The sequence below is a fragment of the Lutibacter sp. genome (assembly GCF_016342705.1).
GTDB lineage: Bacteria > Bacteroidota > Bacteroidia > Flavobacteriales > Flavobacteriaceae > Lutibacter.
Map to the genome: position 1 here is coordinate 1 of NZ_JAEINV010000025.1, position 24,694 is coordinate 24,694.

Annotated in this window: 26 protein-coding genes; 5 read left to right on the forward strand and 21 right to left on the reverse strand. The window is 29.6% G+C overall.

Annotation, left to right across the window (positions count from 1 at the left end; genetic code table 11):
- The first annotated feature begins 118 nt into the window (after positions 1–118).
- The 4 genes from JEY78_RS15290 (at position 119) to JEY78_RS15305 (ending at position 4,049) form a co-directional block, all read left to right on the forward strand.
- Positions 119–634, forward strand: a complete 516-nt coding sequence (locus JEY78_RS15290) for an adenine phosphoribosyltransferase (protein WP_291853413.1) — start codon at positions 119–121, stop codon at positions 632–634.
- A gap of 82 nt (positions 635–716) precedes the next feature.
- Positions 717–2,651, forward strand: coding sequence for an ATP-binding protein (locus tag JEY78_RS15295; protein WP_291853415.1), 1,935 nt, complete (start codon positions 717–719; stop codon positions 2,649–2,651).
- 5 nt (positions 2,652–2,656) lie between these two features.
- Entirely contained in the window at positions 2,657–3,325 is a 669-nt protein-coding gene (locus tag JEY78_RS15300; RefSeq protein WP_291853417.1) for a response regulator, read from the forward strand.
- A gap of 268 nt (positions 3,326–3,593) precedes the next feature.
- Positions 3,594–4,049, forward strand: coding sequence for a PEGA domain-containing protein (locus JEY78_RS15305; RefSeq protein ID WP_291853420.1), 456 nt, complete (start codon positions 3,594–3,596; stop codon positions 4,047–4,049).
- A 93-nt stretch (positions 4,050–4,142) separates the two neighbouring features.
- On the opposite strand, the gene JEY78_RS15310 is transcribed toward JEY78_RS15305, so the two are convergent.
- The 21 genes from JEY78_RS15310 to JEY78_RS15410 all read right to left on the reverse strand — a co-directional run bounded on the left by JEY78_RS15310 (position 4,143) and on the right by JEY78_RS15410 (position 23,129).
- A complete protein-coding gene (locus JEY78_RS15310) occupies positions 4,143–5,252 on the reverse strand; it encodes an alkene reductase (protein WP_291853423.1) in 1,110 nt (369 codons plus the stop codon).
- A gap of 175 nt (positions 5,253–5,427) precedes the next feature.
- Positions 5,428–6,168, reverse strand: coding sequence for a DUF2071 domain-containing protein (locus JEY78_RS15315; RefSeq protein WP_291853425.1), 741 nt, complete (start codon positions 6,166–6,168; stop codon positions 5,428–5,430).
- A 241-nt stretch (positions 6,169–6,409) separates the two neighbouring features.
- Positions 6,410–6,583 (reverse strand): hypothetical protein, encoded by a 174-nt coding sequence (locus JEY78_RS15320; protein ID WP_291853429.1) that lies wholly within the window; start codon positions 6,581–6,583, stop codon positions 6,410–6,412.
- Positions 6,584–6,768: 185 nt separating this feature from the next.
- On the reverse strand, positions 6,769–7,197 hold the full coding sequence (locus JEY78_RS15325) for an MBOAT family O-acyltransferase (RefSeq protein ID WP_291853432.1): 429 nt from the start codon (positions 7,195–7,197) through the stop codon (positions 6,769–6,771).
- Positions 7,198–7,411: 214 nt separating this feature from the next.
- Entirely contained in the window at positions 7,412–7,558 is a 147-nt protein-coding gene (locus tag JEY78_RS15330; protein ID WP_291853435.1) for a hypothetical protein, read from the reverse strand.
- 213 nt (positions 7,559–7,771) lie between these two features.
- Entirely contained in the window at positions 7,772–8,005 is a 234-nt protein-coding gene (locus JEY78_RS15335; RefSeq protein ID WP_291853437.1) for a hypothetical protein, read from the reverse strand.
- A gap of 301 nt (positions 8,006–8,306) precedes the next feature.
- On the reverse strand, positions 8,307–9,005 hold the full coding sequence (locus JEY78_RS15340) for a hypothetical protein (RefSeq protein WP_291853439.1): 699 nt from the start codon (positions 9,003–9,005) through the stop codon (positions 8,307–8,309).
- A 161-nt stretch (positions 9,006–9,166) separates the two neighbouring features.
- Positions 9,167–10,309, reverse strand: a complete 1,143-nt coding sequence (locus tag JEY78_RS15345; protein ID WP_291853441.1) for an alpha/beta hydrolase-fold protein — start codon at positions 10,307–10,309, stop codon at positions 9,167–9,169.
- Between the two features lie 181 nt (positions 10,310–10,490).
- The gene (locus JEY78_RS15350; protein WP_367158791.1) at positions 10,491–11,432 is read right to left on the reverse strand and encodes an IS3 family transposase; all 942 of its coding nucleotides are present in this window, start codon (positions 11,430–11,432) and stop codon (positions 10,491–10,493) included.
- On the reverse strand, positions 11,354–11,743 hold the full coding sequence (locus JEY78_RS15355) for a helix-turn-helix domain-containing protein (RefSeq protein WP_291853443.1): 390 nt from the start codon (positions 11,741–11,743) through the stop codon (positions 11,354–11,356). The genes JEY78_RS15350 and JEY78_RS15355 overlap by 79 nt, the downstream gene beginning before the upstream one ends.
- A 250-nt stretch (positions 11,744–11,993) precedes the next feature.
- Positions 11,994–12,728, reverse strand: coding sequence for a CPBP family intramembrane glutamic endopeptidase (locus tag JEY78_RS15360; protein ID WP_291853446.1), 735 nt, complete (start codon positions 12,726–12,728; stop codon positions 11,994–11,996).
- A 257-nt stretch (positions 12,729–12,985) separates the two neighbouring features.
- On the reverse strand, positions 12,986–13,504 hold the full coding sequence (locus JEY78_RS15365) for a hypothetical protein (RefSeq protein ID WP_291853449.1): 519 nt from the start codon (positions 13,502–13,504) through the stop codon (positions 12,986–12,988).
- 268 nt (positions 13,505–13,772) lie between these two features.
- Positions 13,773–14,804, reverse strand: coding sequence for a TlpA disulfide reductase family protein (locus JEY78_RS15370; protein ID WP_291853452.1), 1,032 nt, complete (start codon positions 14,802–14,804; stop codon positions 13,773–13,775).
- Between the two features lie 853 nt (positions 14,805–15,657).
- Positions 15,658–16,836, reverse strand: coding sequence for a tyrosine-type recombinase/integrase (locus JEY78_RS15375; RefSeq protein WP_291853456.1), 1,179 nt, complete (start codon positions 16,834–16,836; stop codon positions 15,658–15,660).
- A 130-nt stretch (positions 16,837–16,966) separates the two neighbouring features.
- Complete coding sequence (locus JEY78_RS15380) at positions 16,967–18,049, reverse strand: phosphotransferase (protein WP_291853459.1); 1,083 nt, start codon at positions 18,047–18,049, stop codon at positions 16,967–16,969.
- Between the two features lie 17 nt (positions 18,050–18,066).
- Positions 18,067–19,416 (reverse strand): Gfo/Idh/MocA family oxidoreductase, encoded by a 1,350-nt coding sequence (locus JEY78_RS15385; protein WP_291853462.1) that lies wholly within the window; start codon positions 19,414–19,416, stop codon positions 18,067–18,069.
- 160 nt (positions 19,417–19,576) lie between these two features.
- A complete protein-coding gene (locus JEY78_RS15390) occupies positions 19,577–19,966 on the reverse strand; it encodes an LETM1 domain-containing protein (protein WP_291853464.1) in 390 nt (129 codons plus the stop codon).
- 172 nt (positions 19,967–20,138) lie between these two features.
- Positions 20,139–20,618, reverse strand: a complete 480-nt coding sequence (locus JEY78_RS15395) for a glutathione peroxidase (RefSeq protein WP_291853502.1) — start codon at positions 20,616–20,618, stop codon at positions 20,139–20,141.
- 113 nt (positions 20,619–20,731) lie between these two features.
- Positions 20,732–21,415, reverse strand: a complete 684-nt coding sequence (locus tag JEY78_RS15400; RefSeq protein WP_291853467.1) for an SDR family NAD(P)-dependent oxidoreductase — start codon at positions 21,413–21,415, stop codon at positions 20,732–20,734.
- A 12-nt stretch (positions 21,416–21,427) separates the two neighbouring features.
- The gene (folE, locus tag JEY78_RS15405; RefSeq protein ID WP_291853470.1) at positions 21,428–22,102 is read right to left on the reverse strand and encodes a GTP cyclohydrolase I FolE; all 675 of its coding nucleotides are present in this window, start codon (positions 22,100–22,102) and stop codon (positions 21,428–21,430) included.
- Between the two features lie 145 nt (positions 22,103–22,247).
- Complete coding sequence (locus tag JEY78_RS15410; protein ID WP_291853471.1) at positions 22,248–23,129, reverse strand: MerR family transcriptional regulator; 882 nt, start codon at positions 23,127–23,129, stop codon at positions 22,248–22,250.
- A gap of 168 nt (positions 23,130–23,297) precedes the next feature.
- Here JEY78_RS15410 and JEY78_RS15415 point away from each other — a divergent pair, with 168 nt between their 5' ends.
- On the forward strand, positions 23,298–24,656 hold the full coding sequence (locus JEY78_RS15415; RefSeq protein ID WP_291853475.1) for a fasciclin domain-containing protein: 1,359 nt from the start codon (positions 23,298–23,300) through the stop codon (positions 24,654–24,656).
- Positions 24,657–24,694: the final 38 nt, after the last annotated feature.

Genomic DNA, 24,694 nt, shown 5'->3' on the forward strand with positions numbered 1-24,694 from the left:
AAAAACCTGTGAAGATATCTTCACAGGTTTTCATTAATTTTTTTAATAATCGTCAACCTATTTTAGGACGACTCAAATATAACTTTCAATATTTAAATAAGTATCTTATTTTTGTTGAATGAACGAAATTGAAAAATATATTAGGGATATACAAGATTTTCCAAAAGAAGGTGTTTTGTTTAAAGATATTGCAACTTTATTACAAAACCCAAAGGCAATGCAATTGTGCAAAAATCAATTAATTGCTTTGGTTGGAGATCAAAAAATTGATAAAGTTATTGGAATAGAATCTAGAGGATTTTTTTTCGGAACTTTATTAGCAGAACATTATAATGCAGGATTTATTCCTGTAAGAAAACCAGGAAAGTTGCCATATACAACTATTTCCGAATCGTATGATTTAGAATATGGAACAGATGCCGTTGAAATACATATTGATGCTATTAAAAAAGGGGAGCATGTACTTATTCATGATGATGTTTTAGCAACAGGAGGAACTGCCAAAGCAGTTTGTCAGTTGGTTGAACGTTTGGGTGGTGAAATTGTTCAATGCAATTTTATAATTCAATTAGATTTTTTAAATGGAAAGGATAAATTAGCAAATTACAATATAACCTCTATATTGCAATATTAAGGTTGAAGTAAAAAATAATTTAAATATTATTATTTTTTACTTTTTTTATGAATTCCATTGTTCTATTTCCTAAATTTAAAAGATGAAAATTGTAAAAGTAGCTGTCCTCTTTTTTTGTTTATTGCAGTTTTCATCGTGCAATAAAAAGGAAAAAATTGAAACTTCCGAGACGTCTTTAGATTCAATAGATTTTTATATTGAAAAAATGAAAGACCTTAATTTAGTAAGTACCGTTTGTTTAAAATATGCCGATAGCGCACTTTCATTAGCCAAAAAGGAATCCACAGATACTTTAAAAATTGAAGAAATTTTAAATTTTAAAGTATACTTATTAGGTAGTTTAATGCAAAATGATAGTGCTATATTTTCGTCAAAAAAACTTATAGATATTTTAGTTAAAAGAAATAACACTACAAGCTTGCATAATTATTATGCTACTTTAGCATATTATTATTCAATTAGTAATAAAAAAGATAGTGCGTTTATAGCTTTTAAAAAATCCAATGATATTGCTTTTAAACTAAAAGATAGTCTAAGAATTGGTGAAAATTTGGCGTCAATGGCAATCATTCAATCTGATTTTGGCGATTTTAATGGAAGTGATGTTTCTGCAATTAAAGCGTTACAGTTTTTGAATCAGAACAATTTGGTAGGTTTAACATCTGTTTATAACTGTATAGCTATAAATGCAAAAAAACAACGCGATTATAAAGAAGCCATCTATTGGAATGATAAGGCACTTAAGATTTGTTCAAATGATGTAAGTAAAATTAGTTTATTAAATAATGAAGCCAGTTATTATAGGTATTTAAAAGAGTACGATAAATCAATAAGTACTTTAACTAATTTATTGAATGATTCGTTGGTGAACACTATTCCAAAAACAAAAGCAAGAATACTTGATAATTTAGCTTTTACTAAATGGCAAGCTAATGAAAAAGAAGCAGTATTAAATGAATTAATTTTAGCCTTAAATATTAGAATTCAAGAAAATGATTGGTATGGTCAATTGGCCAGTTATGGACATCTTTCAGATTATTATTCAAAAAAAGACACAAAAAAATCTGTTGTATATGCAGAAGAATTGTACAAAGTGGCAACAGTTTTAAAAAGTCCACAAGATCAAATAGAAGCATTACAAAAACTTGTTAAGTTTTCATCTCAAAATGAAGCAAAACAATATTACAATACTTATATTAAAATAAGTGATAGTATTAATAATGCCGAAAAAAGTGCTTTAAATAAATTTGCTAAAATTAAATATGATAGCGAAAAAAATAGAGAAGACAACTTGCAACTTACCGTAAAAACTGTTGAAAATGAGCTGGCATTGCAAAAAGAAAAAACCAGAAATTTAATAGGAGCTTTATCTAGCGGTACTGTATTAGTTGGATTTATATGTTTTGGTTTTTATTTACGTCAAAAACATAAACAAGAAAAACGAGCAGAAGTTTATAAAACAGAAACAAGAATTGCAAAAAAAATTCATGATGAAGTTGCTAATAATGTGGTAAATATTATGAATAAGGTGCAATATACTGATGAAGGTAAAGAGGTGCTTTTAAATGAGTTGGAAAAAGTATATTTATTAACGCGTAATATTTCTCATGAAAATAATGCGATTGAAACAGGTGAAAAATTTGAATATTTTTTAAAAGCCATGCTCTCAAGTTTTAATAATGATAGTACAACGGTTATTATGAAAGACATACATAGTGTTGGATTAAATGAACTTGAAAAGGTAAAGCAAATTGAATTGTTCAGAATTTTACAAGAATTAATGGTAAATATGCGGAAACATAGTGAAGCATCATTAGTTGCAATTACTTTTAAAATTGATGGCAATAGTTTTCTAATAAATTACTCTGATAATGGAGTTGGATTAGATATTAAAGAAATAAATTTTAAAAATGGTCTTCAAAATGTGGAAACCCGTATAAAATCAATAAATGGAACTATTACTTTTGTTACTTCATTAGGAAATGGCTTTAAAGCTTTTATTAGTTTAAAAAAATAATTGTTATGTTTCAAAAGGTATTGATAGCTGAAGATATGGACTTTATTAATAGTGGTATTAAGTCTGAATTAACAAAATTATGTATACAGCAAATTGACTATGTTCAATATTGCGATGAAGCTTTTTTAAAACTTAAAAGAGCAAGTTTAGATAATGATCCTTACGATTTATTAATTAGCGATTTATCATTTGATGAAGATGCAACAGTGCAAGAGTTAAAAACTGGAGATCAGTTAGTTGAAAAAGTAAGAAAGGAATTTCCTTCCTTAAAAATTGTTGTATTTTCAGTAGAAGATAAAACTTTTAGAGTTCAAACATTATTTAATGACTTTAAAATTAATGCTTTTGTATGGAAAAGTAGAGAAGGTTTACGGGAATTAAAAAAAGCGATTCAGCTAATTTATAATTCTAAAAAAACCTATATTTCTCCGCATGTTGCAAGTGCACTTTCTAAAAATGAAGCAATTGAAATATCTGATTACGATATTTTTTTACTAGAATGTCTTTCTAATGGAAACTCTCAAGAAGACATAAGTAAAAGCCTAGAGAAAAAAAGTTGGACACCTTCTAGTATGAGTTCCATAGAGAAAAGGTTAAAATTTTTAAGAGAACATTTTAATGCAAATAACCCTGCGCACTTGGTATCAATTACTAAAGATTTAGGTCTTATCTAAAAAAAATCAACAGCTTTACGGAAATCCGTAAACAATACATTTTAATATAAAGTATCTTTAACCTATTAAAAATATCAGTTCAAATTGTATGTTATTGAGGGTTTGTATTTGGAGAATTGCTATACTTAAAAGATAACAAGAACTTTCATGTTAAAAGGAAGGTTTAACCTCAAAAGTTTACAAAAAAAACAAGGCCTTACGGGAAACCGTAAGGTTTTGTTTTTTTTAGTGTTTAAATTTGAGTTAAATAATTTTAAATAATATAAAAATGAAAAAAATTACATTAATGTTAGCCGCTCTAATCGTTTTCTCAAGTTGTGCATCAATTTTTACAGGAGCAAAAAGAAATGTTTTATTTGAATCAGACCCTTCAGGAGCAAAAGTATTTGTAAATGGGTTTGAGAAGGGTATTACTCCAACACAAATTAAAGTCAAAGCTGATGACCGAATTGATTTTAGAATTGATAATTATAAGGAAAGAGTAGTTGTGATGGATAGTAAATTTAATCTTGTGAGTATATTGAATGGATTTAGTATTATAGGTTGGGGAGTTGATGCTTTGACAGGTTCATTAAAAAGAGTAGATACAAATTATGTTAAAGTAACATTAGAAGAAAAACAAAGTACAACAGCTGTAAATGATTACCTAAAAAAAGGAGTGATTTCAAAAGTAAATATTGATACTGAAAGTAAGATTATTGAAACTATTATTGTTTTAAACTAATATTATTAAGGTAAGTTTAATTAAAACAACCTCATGTGGTTTAATACAAGAGGTTGTTTTTTGATATATTCGCTTTAATAAGTTATTTAAAATTTAGTTGTCAGTATAAAAAGGATAATCTGTATATCCATTTTCACCAGTATCTGAATAAAATGTATCAACATTCCAAGAAGCTAAAGGAACGTTTTTTTCAAACCTTTCTGCCAAATCTGGATTTGAAATAAATAATTTTCCATAAGCTACTAAATCAGCTAAACCTTCTTCAATAACTTTATTTCCTTTTTCCTGATTAAAATTATTATTGATAATAAGTGTTCCGTTATACAATGGGCGAAAATGTGTTGCTATGTTTTGTACAGCATGCATAACTTTAGAAACATCTGTAAAAGGTTCAGAAAGATGCACATAAGCAAGGTTGTAATTATTTAATTTTTGAAGTACATATTCAAACAAAGGAATTGTTTCTTCATCAACATCAATTCCATGTAAATTATGCATAGATGGATTAAACCGAACCCCAATTCTATTTTCAGGAAAAACCTGACTAATTTCATCTAAAACTTCAAAGAAAAAACGCGCTCTATTTTCAATAGTTCCTCCATAAGCATCTTTTCTTTGGTTGGAACATTTATTAAAAAATTGATGAAATAAGTAGCCATTTGAAGAATGAATTTCTAAACCATCAAATCCTGCTTTTTTTGCATTAATTGCGGCTTGTTTAAATTCTTCAATGGTAGTTTTTATATCATTTAAAGTCATTTCTTTTGGAGTAACAGTATCTTTAAAACCGTTAGGAGTAAAAGATTTTGAGTTTGGGTTGATAGCGCTCGGCGCAAATGGTAGCGATCCATTGTGAAAATCGGGATGAGAAACTCTGCCAACATGCCACAATTGAATAAATATTTTACCACCTTTTGTATGAACAGCATCGGTGACTGCTTTCCATCCTTTTATTTGAGCTTCAGCATAAATTCCTGGAGTATTTACATAGCCAACAGCTTGTTTTGAAATTTGAGATCCTTCGGTAATTATAAGGCCTGCACTTGCTCTTTGGGTATAATATTTTACTTGTAATTGAGTAGGAGCGTGTTCCTTATTATTACATCTAGAACGCGTCATTGGAGCAATTACCAATCTATTTTTTAAAAGTAAATCTCCCATTTTATAAGGAGTCAAAAGCGGTTGAATTTTTGTTGTTTTCATTTTGTTAACTTTTTGTAAATAGCATTCAGTAATTGAATTCTGTATTTTCATTTTTAATGACCAACTACTGTCTTTTATAAGCATTTTGCGACTGGAAAATCGGCGGTTTTTCAATTATAGTAAATTACTTATTGAATGTTTGCTGTTTTAACTAGTTAAAATTTATGCATAAATTTCATGAATTGTTGTAACTAGTTTTTTCTTTTTTATTCTTTCCCCAAGAAATTACTTTTACTCCCTTTGAGTATTGAATTTTTTTCGGTTCGTTTTTAATTAATTTATCAAATCTTGTATAATTTAATTCTAAATTTTTCAATTCTATCTCATTAAATGACCATTCTAAATGATGAATTTCAAATTCATTAATTGACTTTTCTGTATCTTGGAAAAGAGCATATCTTTCGGTCAGCCATTTGTCTAATTCTGATTTTTTTGTTATTTCTTTTCCAACGGTAAACTGAATATTTAATTTATCGTTAAATTTGGAGTTATTTGATTCGTACTGATTTTCAGATCGTTTTATTTTTGAAAATCTATATGGAAGTTCAGATATTTCTTTAGCAACTTTACAAGACAAACTTTTTCCGCCTTCAATGCTCAAAAAATACACTCCAGTTTTATTATTGGATTTTACATAAGTTCGGATATTAATTTCATCGAAATTTGAAATCGGCGGGAAAGAAGGTAGGTTTTTAGGTCTAATCTTTTCCATTGTAAAAGCAACAACTGAAATCCAGGGTTTTTCGTCAAAAAGGTCAATTTCAAGTTCCTTTGGGACAAATTTTTTCAATTCGGATAATTCCACTTGCCAATGAAGAAATATTGCATTATTCCATTCTTGATAAAATTTCCAAGTATCAGTCGGAATTTTCCAAGGTCTGTGATTTGTGGTATTTAAGATCTCTCGTATTGTCATTTTCTCAAATTGGCTGCGAGTTTTTATATGATTTGTACGACTTGAAAATCAGAAATTTCTCGGACGCAGTAAATCTTTTGTTGAATGTTTGTTGTTTGGACTATATAAAATTCAGGCATAAATTATATGAGGTATTGTAATTTGTTGCTTTTCACTTTAATTATTTTTAATTCCTAAAATCAATCAGCCTAATGATTGAAAAGTCAGAAATATTTCTCTTTTTATTGCAATTTTTTTTTAGTTAAACTTCTTCTTTGAAATTAGATTTTTCAAAAACCGCCAAAACAAATCCAGCTCCAGTTATCGCTCCAATTAAAGCATTCATAAACCAACCTGATTCTAAATGGTGATTTACAAACATTAAAGAAAATCCTAACAAGAATAAGACTATTCCTAAAATTCTCATTTTATTCATAATTATTTTTTTTGGTACTATTTAGCAACAGTTTAGGCTAAGAAATTTTGCGGTAAGTAAACCGTAATTTTCCGCTGTTAGTTTTGAGGTATAAAGTTAATGAAATTTTCGTATTTAGTATTGTGTAACAATTTTTTATTCTTGTTGTAATTTGTTTCATTCAATTTAATAATTCTTGTCTACAATCAGATTTGTACTTGATAGGCAATAAGTAAACAGCTTGAAATGATTAGGATGTTTATAGAAGCTCGAATTGTCCACGTGAATTTTGAATAGTCAATTTTTACATAATCACCTATGATCACACAAAAACCCATGAATAAAAACCAAGGAGTTAATAGTAATGCAAATTCCCATCTTAATAGCATTATTACTAAATCATGTAAAAAACCACTGAATGCAAATGTGATTAAAAGAGATAAGGAAGCTGGAAATATGATTTTAAGCGGCTTAAAAATATATTTTCCCAAATAATAACTCCAAATTGGATTCCAATATTTCCAAAATTTTGAAAATTTTCCGGCTCCAAAAGAACGAAACATCATATTCCGAAGTGAATAACTTGCTCCTAACGGAACGCCGTTTCTTTTTTTTATATAATCAGATAAATTCAAATTTTAATTTATTGTATTAATGAGTCTAATGTCTTGGATTAAAATATGGCTAAAGATTTAAAATGATTTTAAGTTGATAATTGATATACCATATTCGTTGTTTTTTTAATTTCCTTTTTTGAGTCTAAACATACAGCTTTTCAATCCGCAAACTTTTTTAATTCGATTGAGTGAGCAATTCCGATATTCGCTAAATTTCACTAAAATTCTATGGCTAAATTGTAAAACCTATCCAATTAACTAAAAATATTATACAAGTGGTTATTCCCAAACTAGCTAATGATAAACGCAACCAATATTTTGTCATTCCATCATAAATTTTCCACATTTTCTCTCCTCTTTCTTTTCTGCTTTTTTTCAATGTTAATTTAGCTAGGATTAACGTAACTATTATAAAAATCAATATTGCTATTATCCAAAATTTTATCATAACCTATTTGTTTTGTTTAATTTTTCCTAATCTATCAGAATGAGAACCAAACGGAATCTCAACTTACGCTTTGTCATTTTCAATGCTTGTTTCGTTCTTCATCCTTCCGTTTTTAACTCTCTTTCTTCAATTTCAAGACTTTTTTTATTGTTTTTGTAGCCATATCCTAATTTCTTTTCGTAAAGATACTTCAGGTTTTGGTAACGGAATTGTTTGTCCAAATTGTTTACTTCTTTTAAATTTTGAAAAGGTAGTTTTATGTTTTTTCCAATCTTCGGGATACAATTCTAAGAACTTATTAAAAAAACTTTGTTCATCAATTTTTCCTTCCATTTTAGAAAGTACATCTTTAAATTTTTGCTCTTGTTCTATAATCATTTCGTTATTATTCAGTAATAAATAAAGCTATTTGTAGTTTCTAATTTTATTGTGTTCATTTCTTTTTAATAGTGGGTATCGTGTGCGTATAAACGAAGTATTTACTAAACAAGTTTAAAATTCTAAGTTAAACACTAACTTTATAAATATACGAAAAATTTGAATTAAGCACTTATTTGGCTATGTTGTTTTTACATTGTAGTAGGACGTTTTTATTGTCCAATAATAGTAGACTACTTAAAAATTTTAAAGTTTGTTATGTGCAGCAAATAGTTAATATGAGTATTTATATCAATTGCCTTTAACAGATTAACAACAACCTTGTCTGTCCATTTTTTTCCTTTGGTGCACGATGAAGACAAGGGAGGACTTTACTTTTAGGGTGCTCAATAGCTAATCTGTATAAATTGCCTAAACCTAATTTTATTGGCTGTGCCTTAGGCTTCGCAAGATAGTGTAAATCAAAGAAATTTTCACTTAAAAATGATTCAAAGTCTTCCTCTGTACCATGATAAATTTTTTTAAGTTCATCACGGATTTCGGGAACAAGAATTTTTTGTGTGGCTTGCGAGTTTGGTAATATTTCAGTGGACTCGCCATAGTAAGTACATAAAAAGGTATCGATTGGAATAGGAGACCGATCTACATGAAAAGAATAGACATCTGTTGGAAAAAACGGGTAACTAACATCTCTATCATAGAATTTAATCAGATTAAGTGTTGGAGATGCTCCAAGGTCTTTCAATGTCTTCAAATCCTTTAAAAGAATTTCACGAGCAAGCTGTCCTTGTTCACTCAACTGAAGTTCAAGAAGGTCATTTGGATGAAGTTCGGCTATATTTTCGTTTAGCTCTAACTGTTTAACAATTTCAGAAAAATCACCTACTAGTTTACGACTCCAACAAATCGTATTAATATTTCCATGAAAAGAAGCGGAAACAAAGTCTTGAAAATTAGTGACGCATTGAATTTGATTCTCTGTTTGAGATATATTTTCCATAATGAGTATAAGTCTAAACTATTTATAAAAGTAGTATTATCCAGTTTTAATTTCTCAATCTAAAATTTGGCTACAGGTTAAAAATGTTTTTAAGTGTTGAAATTGTCATACTTTATTAAAATTAAGTAATTTTATATACGCATTGTTAGCAAGTAGTTTAATTATTTTAATTCAGATAGAAGTTCTTTTTTTTCTTCTTGTGAATAATATTGAGAAAGTTGTACGCTTTCTTTGAATTTGATTTTGGTTTTTGAAGTGTCAAGTTTTAAATGTTGTTGAGCTTCTATGATATAAAGATAAGCTTCTGAAAAACTTGGATATTGATTAATTAGTTCATTCCATACTGTTATGGCTTTTAAAAATTCTTCTTCATCATAGAAGCCCCAGCCTTTTCCATTCAATACTCCTAACGAAAAATCCAAGTTATTTCCATAATGATTTATCATATTGTTTTTTAATTCAGTAAATATATCTGCACTCTTATTTGAGGGGCTGAAAAAATTGTATTGCTGAATTGACCAATATTCAAATATATCATAGAGGGCTTCTGCAATTCCCAATCCTGGAACTGCATTATGAAAAGCTTTGGGAAAATAGGTGCCTTGAATGTTAATTTTTAAATTTTTATTTTCATTTTTAACAAATTCAATATCTCTATAATCTTCGGGATAATCTTTCCCAATTGAATATCTAAAATATTTTGTATGCTTAATTTCAAGATTATTTAATGCTGATATTGAATCAATTAAAGAAACGTTTTTTTGTTTAAAAAAAGGATCTAATACTATAACTGCCGTTAAATTATCAATATTCTTTGTAAACATTGATGTGGTAAAATGCCCATACCAAGAATGACCAATTAAGACTCTAAATTGACTTGCTTTAAATTTTGATTCTGCTAAATTTACAATTTCATTAAATAGGTATTTTTCATTTAAATGTGCTTTTCCACTTTTAAACGAAATAGGATTTTGGGCTTCACTAATTCTTTTAGAATTATCAGACTCAATACTTATAATAATTGAGCGAGGCATCTGTTCAGCAGCAGTTAAATAGTCTATTGTATTTATTATATGATTGTAACTTCTCTGATTTTGTCTATCAAAAACTATAATTAGGGGATATTTTTTTTGATTGTTACTTTGCCAATCATCTGGCAATAGGATGGATATTTTTTTTTCGTAGCCCAAATAAGATGATACAAAAGAGGTGTCAACTTTTGATTTATACACATTATATTCCTGTCCAAATATGATTTGACAAGCAAAAAATGTTAGGAAAAAAGAAAGTTTTTTTTTGCTCATAGTTGTTTAAATTAGCTACAAGGGGCTTTTATAAGATTTGTGCGACTGAGAAATCGGAGATTTTTCTGACGTAGCAAATCGTTTGTTAGATGTTTGTTGTTTGGACTATATAAAATTTAGGCATAAATTAAATGTATTGTACTGATGTAGGTTGACCATTTTTTTGTTAATATTCGTTTTTTTAAATAGTCAAATACTGTAAATTTTGTTTATTTCTTCGATAACATTTATAGTTTGTATTCTGATTTAAATGCACTTGATTAGGTGTTGATAAATCTAAACTTAAATGCGGTCTAAGATTGTTATAAATATTCACAGCACGTTTTACAATCTTTTTAGCTAAGTTAGTATTTTTTATTTGTTGTTTCAAACCATATTCATATTTTAAAGTTCTGTTTATTCTTTCGGCTACAGCATTTTCATAAGGATCGTATTGTTCTGTCATACTAAGGGTTAAGCCGTTTTGCTCTGCAAACTCGGTATAACCTGGATTACAGTATTGAATACCTCTATCAGAGTGATGAATTAATTTTTGATGTGGGTATTTTCGATTTTTAATAGCCATTTTAAGCGCATCGGTACATAATGAGACTTTCATATGTGATGCTAATTTGTAGCCCATAATTTGCTTTGAATATGCGTCAGTAACTAAAGCCAAGTAACTATGTCCTTTTTGAGTTTTAATATAGGTTATGTCGCTTACCCAAAGCTGTTCAGCTCTTGTAGGAGCTTTGTCTTTAACAAGGTTTTTATGTTTATAAAATTGATGTTTAGAATTTGTGGTTATAAAATGACGTTTAGTTTTAGGAACCAGTAAGTTGTAATGTTTTAAAAAACGATAAAACTTATCTCTGCCCATCTGTATTTGATGCTGTTCCATTTGATTTTTAAGTAAATGATACAGTTTAATACCACCAGTTCTAAGTCCAATTTGCTTACGACAATCTTGTACTAACTCAAGTAATATCTGTTCCTGATTTATTTTATTTTGATGAGATTTTAAGCGCTTATAGAAGGCTTGTTTGCTAATCCCAAAACACTCGATTAACCATTTTCTTTTAAACGGTTTTGTTTCTTTTTTTGAATCTCGTCGGCTAATGTTTTGGGCAATGACTTTTTTGATAAATCCACTCCAGTAATCAGTTCCATATCCGCAATTATATCTTGCTGAAAGTCTTTTACAAACTCTAGTTCTTCAATCCTTTCTTTTAGTTTTTTGATTTCGTCTTTTTTACTCATACCCAGTTTCTTTTGCTCTAAAGTACTATATTTTTTTAACCAATAATCAATAGAAGATCTAGAAACAGCATATTTTTTAGATGCATAATTTACAGATATTCTACCATTCTGAATTTGATCAATGATGAGTAGTTTTAAATCAAAACCTATTTTTTCGTAGGATTTTTTTCGGCAGGGTGGTTTTTGTTCTTCCATACTTTCGTTGTTTAAGTTGTCTAATTTTTAGTCAACCTATTTCAGAAAAGTACATTTGTCGGCTTGTGTACAACGTGTTCGTGTATGGTTAGTTGCGTGTTTAAGCAACTAATTTAGCAAATAAATCACAGATAGAATATTCCGCAGGAATGTTCGTAAGTCAGCAGTGACCACGCAATTAATTATACACAGTGTTAGCCTTTCGTTTTTAAGATTATAGAAGATATTACTTCTTAATAAATCATACAACCTAAGCAAGAATATCCCATCCTGCAAAGGCTACAATAGCATAAAACAAGTTACTTAAAACATGAATTAGGACTGCCATTTTTAAAGAGCCAGTTCGTACCAAGATCCAACCCCAGGTCGCACTATACAGAAAATACATGGGCCACAATATCATGGGGTTATGGCCAACGGTAAAAACAATAGAAGTTATCAATATAGCCGCCCATGTAGGTATTTTCTTTGCTAGTGAGGACTGCAAATATCCTCTAAATACAACCTCTTCCATAATAGGTCCAACAAGGAGTGCCAGCAGTAAAAAACCAGACATTTCAAGTGCTCCTCCATTTGTTTGGATGAAGTTGAACATCTTGGAGCCGCCCCCAATGATTCCTTCGTAACCGAAGTCAGGTAAAATCACCGATCTATATACCCACGCTAAAAAGTGTGTCGATACCAATACAGCTATAACCAATATAAGACCTTTGCTTTTTTTAATCTTACTTGGTTGAAGTCCTATCTCAGGATAAAAAGGCTCACCTGATCTACGGATATCCCACCAGAAAAAAGTAATTATCATAATGCCACTGAGCAAAGTAGAAGTGAGCCCCAAGATCTCGAGAGGAACTTCATTAGTAGACGAAAAGAACTTAAACCCATAAGAGATAGCAATTCCAGCTAGGAGTTGACATGCGTACATGATCACAATGGCCAGAATACCCCTTTTTATTGTTAATTGCATATGTTTAGTTTCTGTCATTCAGTTTTATTGTTTTAATTCTAATGAAGGCTAACGAGTTAGTGTAAGGAAAGTTACGGGTTTAAAACCTAAATTTTCCAATGTTTAAATTTAATATTTTTATGTTTTTGAAACATTCTATTTTATTGAATTAAGTAATTTTTTTTACACATTGTTAGCAAATCAGTATTAGTAGTTATTTGTTGTATTAATCTTAAATAACTATAATGTTATTTTATTTTTTTAGCGTTGGCAAATTGCTTTGCAAAAGCAAAATATTAATAATTAAAAGTATTTTTTATTTCTAAATCTAAAATTAAATGTATGTGTTTTTTTGTAGCAAATCTATTTAAAATGAATTGTGGAAATGTATTTAACATTAAAAATGATATTTCTCTGTTTGAAGTATCAACCACATTGCAATTCTCAGGGATTTTAAAATCAGTTTCAATATCTGGACTGATTGGTTTTGTCAATTCGTTTATTTTAGCAAACTCCATATGTATTTCTTTAGATTTAAGAGGTTTAGTTAAATATTCCCAACCCTCCATTTCTCCGACATATTTGTATGTATTCGTTTCAAATATCGGTGATAATAAATGTATTCCTCCATCTTTATGTAGGTTTCCAAGTATTAATCCTCCGTCCATTCCATTAAATATTAATCCTAAATTATTTATAAAATGAAAATCAGTTTCAGAAAGCTCAAAATGATAATCTTTTGTCTTAGGACAGGTAATCCACTCGCCAAGTTTATGTTTAGATGTATAATCTTCAAAAGTAGTTCCAAATATCATTTTAAATCATTTATTAATGGTGGTTGTACGTGTGATAATTCTTTGCTTTACAATAATAAAAAGGTCGGAAGAAAAAAATAAAAGGATTTGTTAAGTGAATTGTCATTGATGTGTTCATCTGGCTAATATTTTTGCTTAACGTGATTTTATATGATTTGTGCGACTGGAAAATCGGAGATTTTTCGGTTGTAGCAAATCGTTAGTTGAATGTTTGTCGTTTGTGTTAGTTCAAATTTAAGCATAAATTATATGAGGTGTTGTGTGTAGTTTATTTGTTAATCAATTTATCAATTTCTTGCTCAATAATATTATTTTCTGAATTGTAGCCATTGAATGTTTTTACAATAATTCCATTTTTATCAATAAGGAAACTTTGAGGTAAAGATTTTAAATCAAATAAAGCTACAATTGGGTCATTCATTCCTTTTATGTTTGAGATGTTTATCCAATCAATGCTATCTGCTTTACTTGATTTTTCCCATAATTCCTTTTTTGTATCCAAAGAGTAACTAATAATAACAAATTCATCCTTATTGTATTTTTTGTTTAAATATGTAAATTCCGTTTGGTTTTGTTCATGACAAAAATGGCACCAGATTGCCCAAAAATCTATTAATATCACTTTCCCTTTAAAATCCGATAGTTTTACTTTATTACCTTTTAAATCTAGTGCTTCAAAATCTTTAAAATGGTCACCTATTTTAATGCTCTCGGTTGTAATAATATTATTTAATGTGATTCCTTTTTTTGAATTTTTTAATTCAGTATTTAGTTTGGAATAGAACAATTTCAAGCTATCCTTTGAAATCCATTCTGGATTATCCATTAATGTGGAAAGTGAAAAATTATTATCAGGATTTTTATAGATGAAATCGAGCTTATCTTTAGGTTCCAATTTTAAATATTTCTTATACAACTCGTTTGAAGGAGAACCTATAATTGTTGAGTTTTCAAAATCATCATAATTTCCATTAATTATGATTTCTTCGTTTGCAAACCAGAAGTTTACTGCTTTTCCAATCATATTCTTATAATCTTTTATTATTAATGTATGCAAACCTGGGTTTGGTAAATTTCCTTTAAAATTAAATTTTCCGGCAATTGAATAAGTAGAATCAATGTCATTAGAACTTCGATTACGCCAATCTATATTTGATAGTACAATGGTTAAACTATCTTTTAAATTTTCAATAGTTCCGTTTATGGAATATTTATTTTTAGAATTTTCAACAGGAGATTTAATATTCTCTTTACAAGAAAAAATCAAAATAATTAATAATAGATAAGGTGTTTTTTTCATAGTTTTCTTTTTTTTAATTACACACAACTGGTTATATCCAAATAATATTAACTGTTTTTAGTTATTATTTTCCGGATAAACGTATGTTTTGTTAATTTTATTAGTTTGCTTATTTTTCATAGTAGCTCATTTTTTTTTTGATGGTTAAATATAAAAAAATAACTTGAAAAACAAGTTACTTATGTTAGTAAAATTTGACAATGTAATAGCAATTACCCTTTTAATAAAATTGTTAAAAAAAATTAAGTGTAAAAGTTTATGTATCCCATTTAATTCATACATTTACACTACAAGGTGCAAGCATTTATTCTTCTGCTAAAAATACATCTTTGTAAAACTTCTACAATTTACCACAATTAATTGTACATTTATTTTAAAGTAAATGTACATATATTTTAATAATAATTGTACAATTATTATTTACAAGAACAAGTGCTTTTACAAAAAAGTACGGGTGCTTTTGTTAAAAAGATGAAGTGTTTATACAAAGCTTTATAAAGGCTTTTGCATAGTTTGCTTAAAAAGTTTCCTAATAAAACGGTAAAATTGCTAATTAAAGTACTCATAATTAAAAACAAGCTGTATTTATTAAAGCTTAATTGCTTTTACTGGGCTTATTTTAAATATAATAATTGTTGGAATTATAAGTATTAACAGGCATAAAATTAAGGCGCCAAAATGTAAGAGCATTATATACCCAAAGTTTAAATAAATTGGCGCTTCACTTACAAAACTCGTTTCTTGGTTTATGGTTATTACTCCAAAATATTTTTAAATCAAAAAAATGAACAATTGTTTTTAAAAATAGAAGTTTTAGTGTATAAATCAATGTACAACTATAATGTAAATTTTATTAATAATTCCCAGATAATCTTGGAGTATCATTGGTTTCTGGCATTCCTTTTAAAGCCAAATCTAACGGACTTTCAATTTTCAACAAATCTTTTTTACTTACATGTGTATAAATCATGGTAGTTTCTGGCTTTGCGTGGCCTAATAACTCCTGAATATAGCGTAAATCAATGCCGTTTTCTAATAAATGGGTAGCATAACTATGGCGCAAGGTGTGTGGTGTAACACGTTTGGTAATATTGGCATTCATACACGATTTTCGTAAAAACGAACGAACACTTTCTGCACTATATTTTTCTTCGTTAACGCCTTCAACAAAAAACTTTTTAGGTCCGTAGCTATTAATATAATTTAGTAATAATGGAATAAAGCTTTCTGCTAAAATTACTATTCTATCACGGCGTCCTTTGCTATTTTTTACAATTATTTGTCGCCTGTCAATATCAATATGACTTAATTCTAAATTCAATAATTCACTAATTCGCAAGCCAGCAGAATAAATCATCGCTAAAATGGCGCGGTGTTTTAAGTTTTTAGTACATCGTAATAAATCTATAATTTGTTCTTTAGATAAAACGGTAGGTAATAGCTTACTTTTTTTCGGCCGTGTTAATTTCACTTCTTCAATTTGGCATTCAGGATAAAAGGCTTTAAATAATTTTATAGCGCTAATGAACTGTCGCTGACTGCTGATGCTCATGTTTCTGGGCACAAAAACATCTTCAATAAACAATTCTATATCTCTATTATTTAGTTCAACAACAGGTTTGTCTTTTATATAATGAAAAAAGTCGGCAATAAAAGTAAAATAAGTCTTCACAGTACTTTCGCTGTAGCGTTTTCCTTGTAAATATTTCACGTACAACCTAACAATGTCTTTGTTTGCTTCAGAAATAACTCTTTTTTCTCTAGGTATTTTTACAACTATAGGTTTGTGTATGCTGGCATCTAAAGTAAAAGTCACCTTGTTTTTTAAGGCATTTTTTAAATTTGTGATGTTTTCTGCAGAATATGCAATATACCAGCCACGTAAAGTTTTACTCCATGTATAACCTTCCATTTTTCTAATGGTAGCAATTAATGGAGCATTATATTTAAACAATAATAATAATTGTAATTGAGCACGATGATGTACTTTTTTTAATAAAATAGTAGGTAATGTGGTTGATAAATTTTTCATAGCATTTCAAAAATACTAAAAAAATAGAATACCTACAGCCAAAAATTAAATAGTTTTGTTGTTGGCACTAATCATTTAATTTAATGAAGGGTAATTTTACAGTAAACTGAAGTAGATGATACCTATTTAATTAAAACTGAATTTCATTTAATTGCAATTCAAAGCTTTCAATTAATTTAAACTGATTTTTTGAACGTACTAAATTGTGATCTTCAAAGTCCGTTTTATAATAAATATCATTATTTAAATAGTCAGTTAAAAACCGTAAAGCCATAATAAAAATCATGGTTTTGGCACTTAAAGGTAAATGTTCAAGCTCCGTAGGTGTTAAATTATCTTTTATTTCTTCTAAAAAGCCTTTTTTATAAGCTTTATAAAAAGTTATATTAAAATGTACCTTTTCAAGATTTTTTTCATCTTCTGCAGCAGTGTTACAAATAGTTCTTATAGCATCTCCAAAATCATAATGAACAATTCCAGACATTACAGTATCCGTATCTATTACGCACAATCCTTTATTATTTTTATCAAACAATATGTTCGCTATTTTTGTATCGTTGTGAGTAACTCTTTCTTTTAGTTTCCCGCTTTCTTTTAATTGTTGAAGTAGGTGCATTTCATTTTTGTACTTCCATACATTTTTTATTTCTTGAAATGCTGAATGTAATCGTTTTGGTGAAGCTATTTTTAAGGCATCTTCAAATTGTGAAAAACGAAAAGTCATGTCATGAAATTTAGGAATAACTTCAATTAATAATGTTGCATCAAAATCACTTGTTAAGTTTAAAAAGCTGCCAATTAGTTTTCCACCTTCATAGGCAATTGCTTCGTTTAAAACGGTTTCATAAGTAATACTATCTTCAATATAAACCATCATATTCCAATAATTTCCGCTCTTTTCATTATAAAAGGGCAATCCGTCTTTTGCAGGAATAAAAGTTAGTACTTTTCTATCTCTTTCGCTTTTAGGCAAGTGTGAAAGTTTTTTTTGAAGATGCTCACTAATCATCACTTTATTTTTAATTAAACCAGGAACATCTTTAAATACGCCTTCATTAATACGTTGTAAAATAACATCGGGCTTTTTTGAAGTAGCTATTAAATAGGTATCATTAATATGCCCAGAAGCCAACTCTTTATAGGATATAAAATCACTTCCTATATTAAATTGACTAAAAATAAATGATAATTGTTGTAACACCTCAGGATTCATAGCTCTTTAAAATACTGTTAAAAAGTGTCTTTCATCCAATTGTATGGAGTTCTTTTTATCCAGTTACCTCTTGTAAAGTCAGGGAAATTTTGTGGTTCTCCGTTATTTTCTATTGAAAGCTCAGAAAGCGGTGTAATTGCACTCCAAGCAGCAGCGTCATAAGCATCTAACGGCGGTGCAATGTGTTCTTTTGCAGATTCAACAAATGCATGAATCACAAAAAAGTCCATGCCTCCATGTCCAGCACCTTGAGCGTGTTCTCCATATTTTTTCCACAATGGGTGGTCATATTTCTCTAACCATTCTTTTGAAGTATCCCATTGGTGAGGTTCAGATTGTCCCTCAATATATATTCTGTCACCATCTTTTTCCCATAAACCATTACTGCCTTGCACTCTAAATCCTAATGAATATGGTCTTGGTAAATTGCAATCGTGGGTTACAATAATGGTTTCTCCATTAGTGGTTTCAATGGTTGATGTAATCACATCACCTTGTTTAAATTTTAATTTAGCATTCGGATGATTTTCGCCTCCATTTTTAACAATATAATCGTGTAATCCTACTGCTTTAGTTGCATTTGAAGAAATGGATGAAAATCTATTACCTCTATTAATATCACACATAGTTGCAATAGGGCCAACGCCATGGGTTGGATATACATCGGCATTTCTTAATAAAGAGTGTTGCGTTCGCCAAGCAGATTCAGAAATTCCTTTTGCTCCAAATTCAACACCTTTTCCATAAGCGGTTTTTCCATCGTTTAGCTTTACAAAACGTAAATCGTGTTGATAACCACATCTAAAATGAACCAATTCTCCAAATACTTGTTGTTTTACCATGTTTAAAACCGCCATAATATCTCTTCTGTAGTTCACATTTTCTAAAATCATTAAATGTGTGCCAGTTGCTTCATGAGTATTTACCAAATCCCAACATTCTTCTAAAGTGTTAGCTGCAGAAACTTCCAATCCAGTGTATTTGCCAGCTAACATAGCATCTTTTGCCATACGCGTATGCCATAACCAAGGTGTAGAAATAATCACAGCATCAACATTTTTTAAGGCTAATAAATTTCTATAATCATAGTCATTACTTCCAAAAATGAGAGGTTTCTGTTGCCCAGCTTTTGAAATTTCATTCAAAGCAATGGCAATTCGGTTTTCATCAATATCACAAATAGCTGTTACTAAAACATCATCGCGCAATAACACATTGTTTAAATGATTGGTACCTCGTAAACCAACACCTATAAAACCAACTTTTAGCTTCTGGTTAAATGTGTTTGAAAAAGCAAGGTTTGGAAGTATACTTAAGCCTGCTCCGGCAAGGGTTGCCTTTTTTACAAAATTTCTTCTTGTAGCCATAAAAAATCTAATAATATTTATATGAGCAACACGTACAAATTTGAAATACAATTATGTATGCTTAAAAAGTTGTTCGGTTGTTGTTCAACTAATATAATATAAAGATTAGTTTTTGCAAAATAATGTATTGGTTAAGCGCAAAATTCAGAAAAAAATAAAATTAGGATTCCTTTTTATTGCTTTTAAAATTAGTGGGATATAAGTCAATTCCTTTTTTTTCAGCAGCTTTTAAAATAAAAGGAATCAGTAGGGTAGCGCCAGGTATTAACATAAAAGGAACGCCGATACCCAATTTTTTTAAAATATCATACACCCGAGTTTTTAAATGCAGCTCTTCTTCTTTAGATATTTTTTGTTTTGCTATATAATGAATTAAAATGCGGCGTGTTTCCTTGGAGTCTGTAGCTTCATTTTTAATACCATCCATAAAAAAATCAAAAGCCTTGGTGGTTTTGTCTTTATTATTTTTAATAATTTGAACAAAATCATTTCTACCATTATTTTCAAAAATGGTAAAATCTAGTTTTAATTTCTTCTTTTTTTCTTCCATCAACAAACGCATATGTACGGCAAATATAGGGTTTTAAACATATGCTTTTAAAAAAAGAAAACGCCCATATACAAAAAATGTATAAAAACGTTAGTAACGGATTTGTGTTGAATTTAATCTCGGTTAAATGAAATTAAATCCAACACAGTAATTAAAAATAAACTAGTATAAATTATATTTTTGAAGTGATTTCAGGAGCTAACGGATTGGTGATACTGTAATAAAAATCTATAAAATTACCTTCTTCATCTACTAAATATTTTTGGAAATTCCATTTTACAGAAGAGCTCTTTCCGCCATTGATATCTTTGTTTGTTAACCAAGCATATAACGGATGTTGGTTTGGCCCTTTCACATCAATTTTTTCAGTAATTAAAAATTCAACACCATAATTTTTAGAACAAAAAGCTTGAATTTCTGAAGCATTTCCTGGTTCTTGTTCGCCAAACTGATTGCAAGGAAGTCCTATAACCACTAATTTGTCACCATACATACTATGTAAAGTTTGTAAATCTTTGTATTGCGGTGTAAATCCACATTCCGATGCTACATTTACAAACAATATTTTTTTGCCTTTATAGTCTGCCAACTGTATAGGATCTCCGTTTAAATTGTTAATTTCAATGTTGTAAATAGATGTTTTAGGTTGCATAATAGGAGCGTTTAGGTTAGTAGCTGTATTTTTTTCTTGTGGACTGTTTTTACAAGAAATGATGGATAGGAATAAAAAGCTAAAGTATATTATTTTTTTCATGAATATATTTTTTAAGAAGTTATAGAAACTAATCCAGCATCAATTTTATGAATTTGTCCAGTAATAGCACCTGCATTTTCTGAAATTAAATACTGTGCTAATAATGCAACGTCTTTTGCGTCTAAATATTTTTTTAACGGATGCTTTTTATTCAAAGCATCTTTTACTGTGTCATTTCTTAATATTTTAGAAGCTAAAGGCGTTTCGGTAATGGTTGGAGCAATAGCGTTTACTCTAATAGTAGGAGCTAACTCTGCCGCCAAAGATTTTGTTAAACCTTCCACTGCGCCTTTAGAAGCTGCTATACTTGCATGGTAAGGCATTCCTAATACCGTTGCAACTGAACTAAATAATAAAATGGATGCGTTTTCAGATTTTTTTAAAACTTTTAAATACTGCTTTATCACTTTTACAGCACCTAATACATTTATTTTAAAATCAGATTCAAAATCCGTTTCAGTTAAACTGTTAATAGGCTTTAAGTTAATGCTTCCTGGGCAATAAATTAACGTATCAATAGTTTCAATTTCGGGCAAAGCATCATTTAAAACATCACAAGTAATATGTGATAAGTTGGGATGTTTTAATGCAGGTTCAGTTCTGCTGATATTAATAATGTGATGCGTAGCTATGGTTTCTTGCACAATAGCCTCACCAATACCAGAACTACCTCCAATAATTACGATAGTTTTCATAGTAACTAATTTTTATTGTAAATAATTTTGAAGCTCAGCTATTTTTTGTTGATTGTTGAAAGCACCACCATAAAAAGTAGTAACTGTTGCCGAAGTATCATCTTTAATACCACGTGAAGCCACACATAAATGTTTGGCATCTACAATAACAGCAACATCTTCAGTTTGTAAAATGTCTTGTAGTTCTTTGCCAATTTGCATGGTCATACGTTCTTGCACTTGTGGTCGTAATGCAAAATATTGCACAATTCTGTTTAATTTAGATAAGCCAATTACTTTCCCCGATGAAATGTAAGCAATATGCACTTTTCCAAAAATAGGTACAAAATGGTGCTCACAATTAGAGTAAAACGTAATATTTTTTTCAACCAACATTTGGTTGTATTGGTATTTATTATCAAACAACGCAATTTTTGGTTTGTTTTTAGGATTTAAGCCAGCAAATATTTCTTCAACGTACATTTTTGCCACGCGATCTGGAGTGCCCTTTAAAGAATCGTCTGTTAAATCCAATCCAAGTAGATCCATTATTTCTCTAAATAAATAGGAAATGGTTTCTTTCTTTTCGGTATCAGAAAGTTTGTGTGCATTTTTTTTCATTGGAGTTTCTAACGTAGTGTATAAGTGGTTATCTCCAATGTCATCAATAGTAATTAAGTCAAAATTGTTTGTAGTAGTAGTTTTCATATGTCTCTATTTTTATATTGTCTAATCAAAAGTAATACAAAGTTAAACAAAAAAATGAATCACACAAAAAAACTTTCATCTATTCCTTAATTTAACATAAAATTAGGGTTGTAAATGAAAGTTGATGCGGTGTAAAGTGGTGTTTTTAAGAAGTAAAATGCTTTAAAAAATGCAAAAAAGCATCGGGTGATGGTAAGTATTGAAAATTTGTTTTAGTTGCAATAGATTCGGTAAAGCTAGGATTGCCAGAATATAGAATGGTGGCATTGGTTTCTGTTGAAATAAATTGAAGTGTTTCAATGAAATTATCAGATCTAGGCGTAGTAAGCATGGTAAGTAAAACGGTTGCATTTGTTTTTACTACTACTTCTTTAATATTTTCTGAAGGCATTCTTTGTCCTAAATAAATAACGTTCCAACCGGCGTCTTTTGCCATATAGCTAGATAAAAGTAAGCCTAACTCGTGATCTTCTCCTTCTAATAAAAACAGCACTATGGTAGGTGCGCTTTTTAACGGAAGCGGAAGCGATTCAGTAGCTGAAATTATTTTTTGACGAATTAAATTAGAAACAAAATGTTCTTGCGGAGGCGAAATTTTATTAGTACCCCACAATACGCCAACCTGATTTAAAAACGGGTAAATTAGTTCTGTTACGGTAGTTAAAATACCTTTTCTAAGAATATTTCTATGAAAAATTTTATTGAATGCTTCTTCGTCATAGGCCAACATACAAATCATGAGTAAATTAATTTCGTCATAGGCAGTGCTTGTGCTATCTAGCGCTATTTCAGTAACTAAGTTGTTTATTTCATCTGCACTCATCGCATCTATTTTAGAAATACGATAGCCGTTTCTGGATAAAATGGCAACATTTAATAAGGTTTTTAATTGTTCTCCAGAGTAAAACCGAATATTGGTGTCAGTTCTATGCGCTTTCATAAAGTCGTAGCGACGTTCCCAAATGCGCAGTGTGTGTGCATTAATACCTGTTAAGGTTTCTACTTGGGTCATTGAGTAAGTATCCATGTATAAGTAATAGGGTGTGTTTTGTTAAACAAATGTGATTTAATTTCTGCAAATATCCTAAAAAAATCTTAAAATTCAATAAATGTCTAACAAAAAGTTTAAAAAAGTTGCACATAAGTAAAATTAATTCATATATTTGTCCAACTATTAACTAAAAAATATTAGACAATGAAAAATTTTAAGTACATTTCAGTTTTAATCCTAGCAGTGTCATTCGTGTTTACTTCTTGTAATGACGATGATGATACAATGGAAGTAATTTTACCAACTCAAAATATTGTGGAAATAGCACAAGCAAACGGATTTACATCCTTAGCGGCAGCATTAACAAAAGCAAATTTAGTAGACGCTTTGCAGACTTCAGGAAAATTTACAGTATTTGCACCAACCAACGAAGCTTTTGATAATTTATTAGCAGCTATCGGACAAACAAGTATAGACGATGTTCCTGCATCAGTTTTAGAGAAAATCTTATTGTATCACGTAGTTCAGGGAGAAGTAATGTCTGGAGACGTTACGGCGGGTAACGTTCCAACTTTAGCTGGTGAAAACATTGCATTAACAACTGCAGGAGGAATTAAAGTAAACTCAGCAAGTGTTATAATGCCGTATGATGTGGCTGCCACAAACGGAGTGATTCATACTATTAATGAAGTATTAGTACCACCAACAATAGCGCCTTTTGTAAATTCTGTTTTAGAACCAGCTTATTTTAGTGAGAATTTTACCACTTTAATTGCAGCTGCTGCAAAGGCAAATTTAGTAGATGCGTTATTAAATACACCTAATTTAACAATTTTTGCACCTACAAATGATGCGTTTGCTGCATCTGGGTTAGATTTAAATGCATTAAGTGCAGAAGCAATTGCCAATGTTTTAACATACCATGTAGTGGGTGCTAAAGTATTAAGTAGCGGAATTCCAAGAGATGCGGCTACATTAAATGGAGCAAAATTATGGTTTTCATTAGTTTCATCAGGAAACTTTATAAATGGTGATACACAAATTGTGGCTGTAGATATTGAATCTGGATCAGGAGTTGTGCACGTAATAAACAAAGTGTTACTACCGCCAACAGGAAACTTGGTAGAAACAGCCGTTGCATTATCAGCTTCAGGAGAATTTACATCATTAGTAGCTGCTTTAACGCGCACAGCTATTGAAGGTACAGCAGCACAAAACTTAATTACAGTATTAAGTGGTAACGGACCTTTTACGGTATTTGCTCCAACAAATGCGGCTTTTCAAGCATTATTAGATAGCAATCCAGCTTGGAATGGTTTAGGAGATATTCCTTTAGAAACTTTAATTGCCGTATTAACGTACCACGTTGTGCCAGCAAAAGCTTTTGATAAAGATGTGGCAGGTGCTTTAGATGCAAACAATATGTTGCCAACGGCTAATGGCGCAAAACTAACATTTGATGTAGCTAATTTTAAAATAAATACAAACACATCCATCATCGGTGTAAATACAAACGCTTCAAACGGAGTAATTCACGTAATAGATAAAGTTCTTTTACCTTAATTTAATAAATGAAGTTTTGTAGTTAATTGTGGAACAGG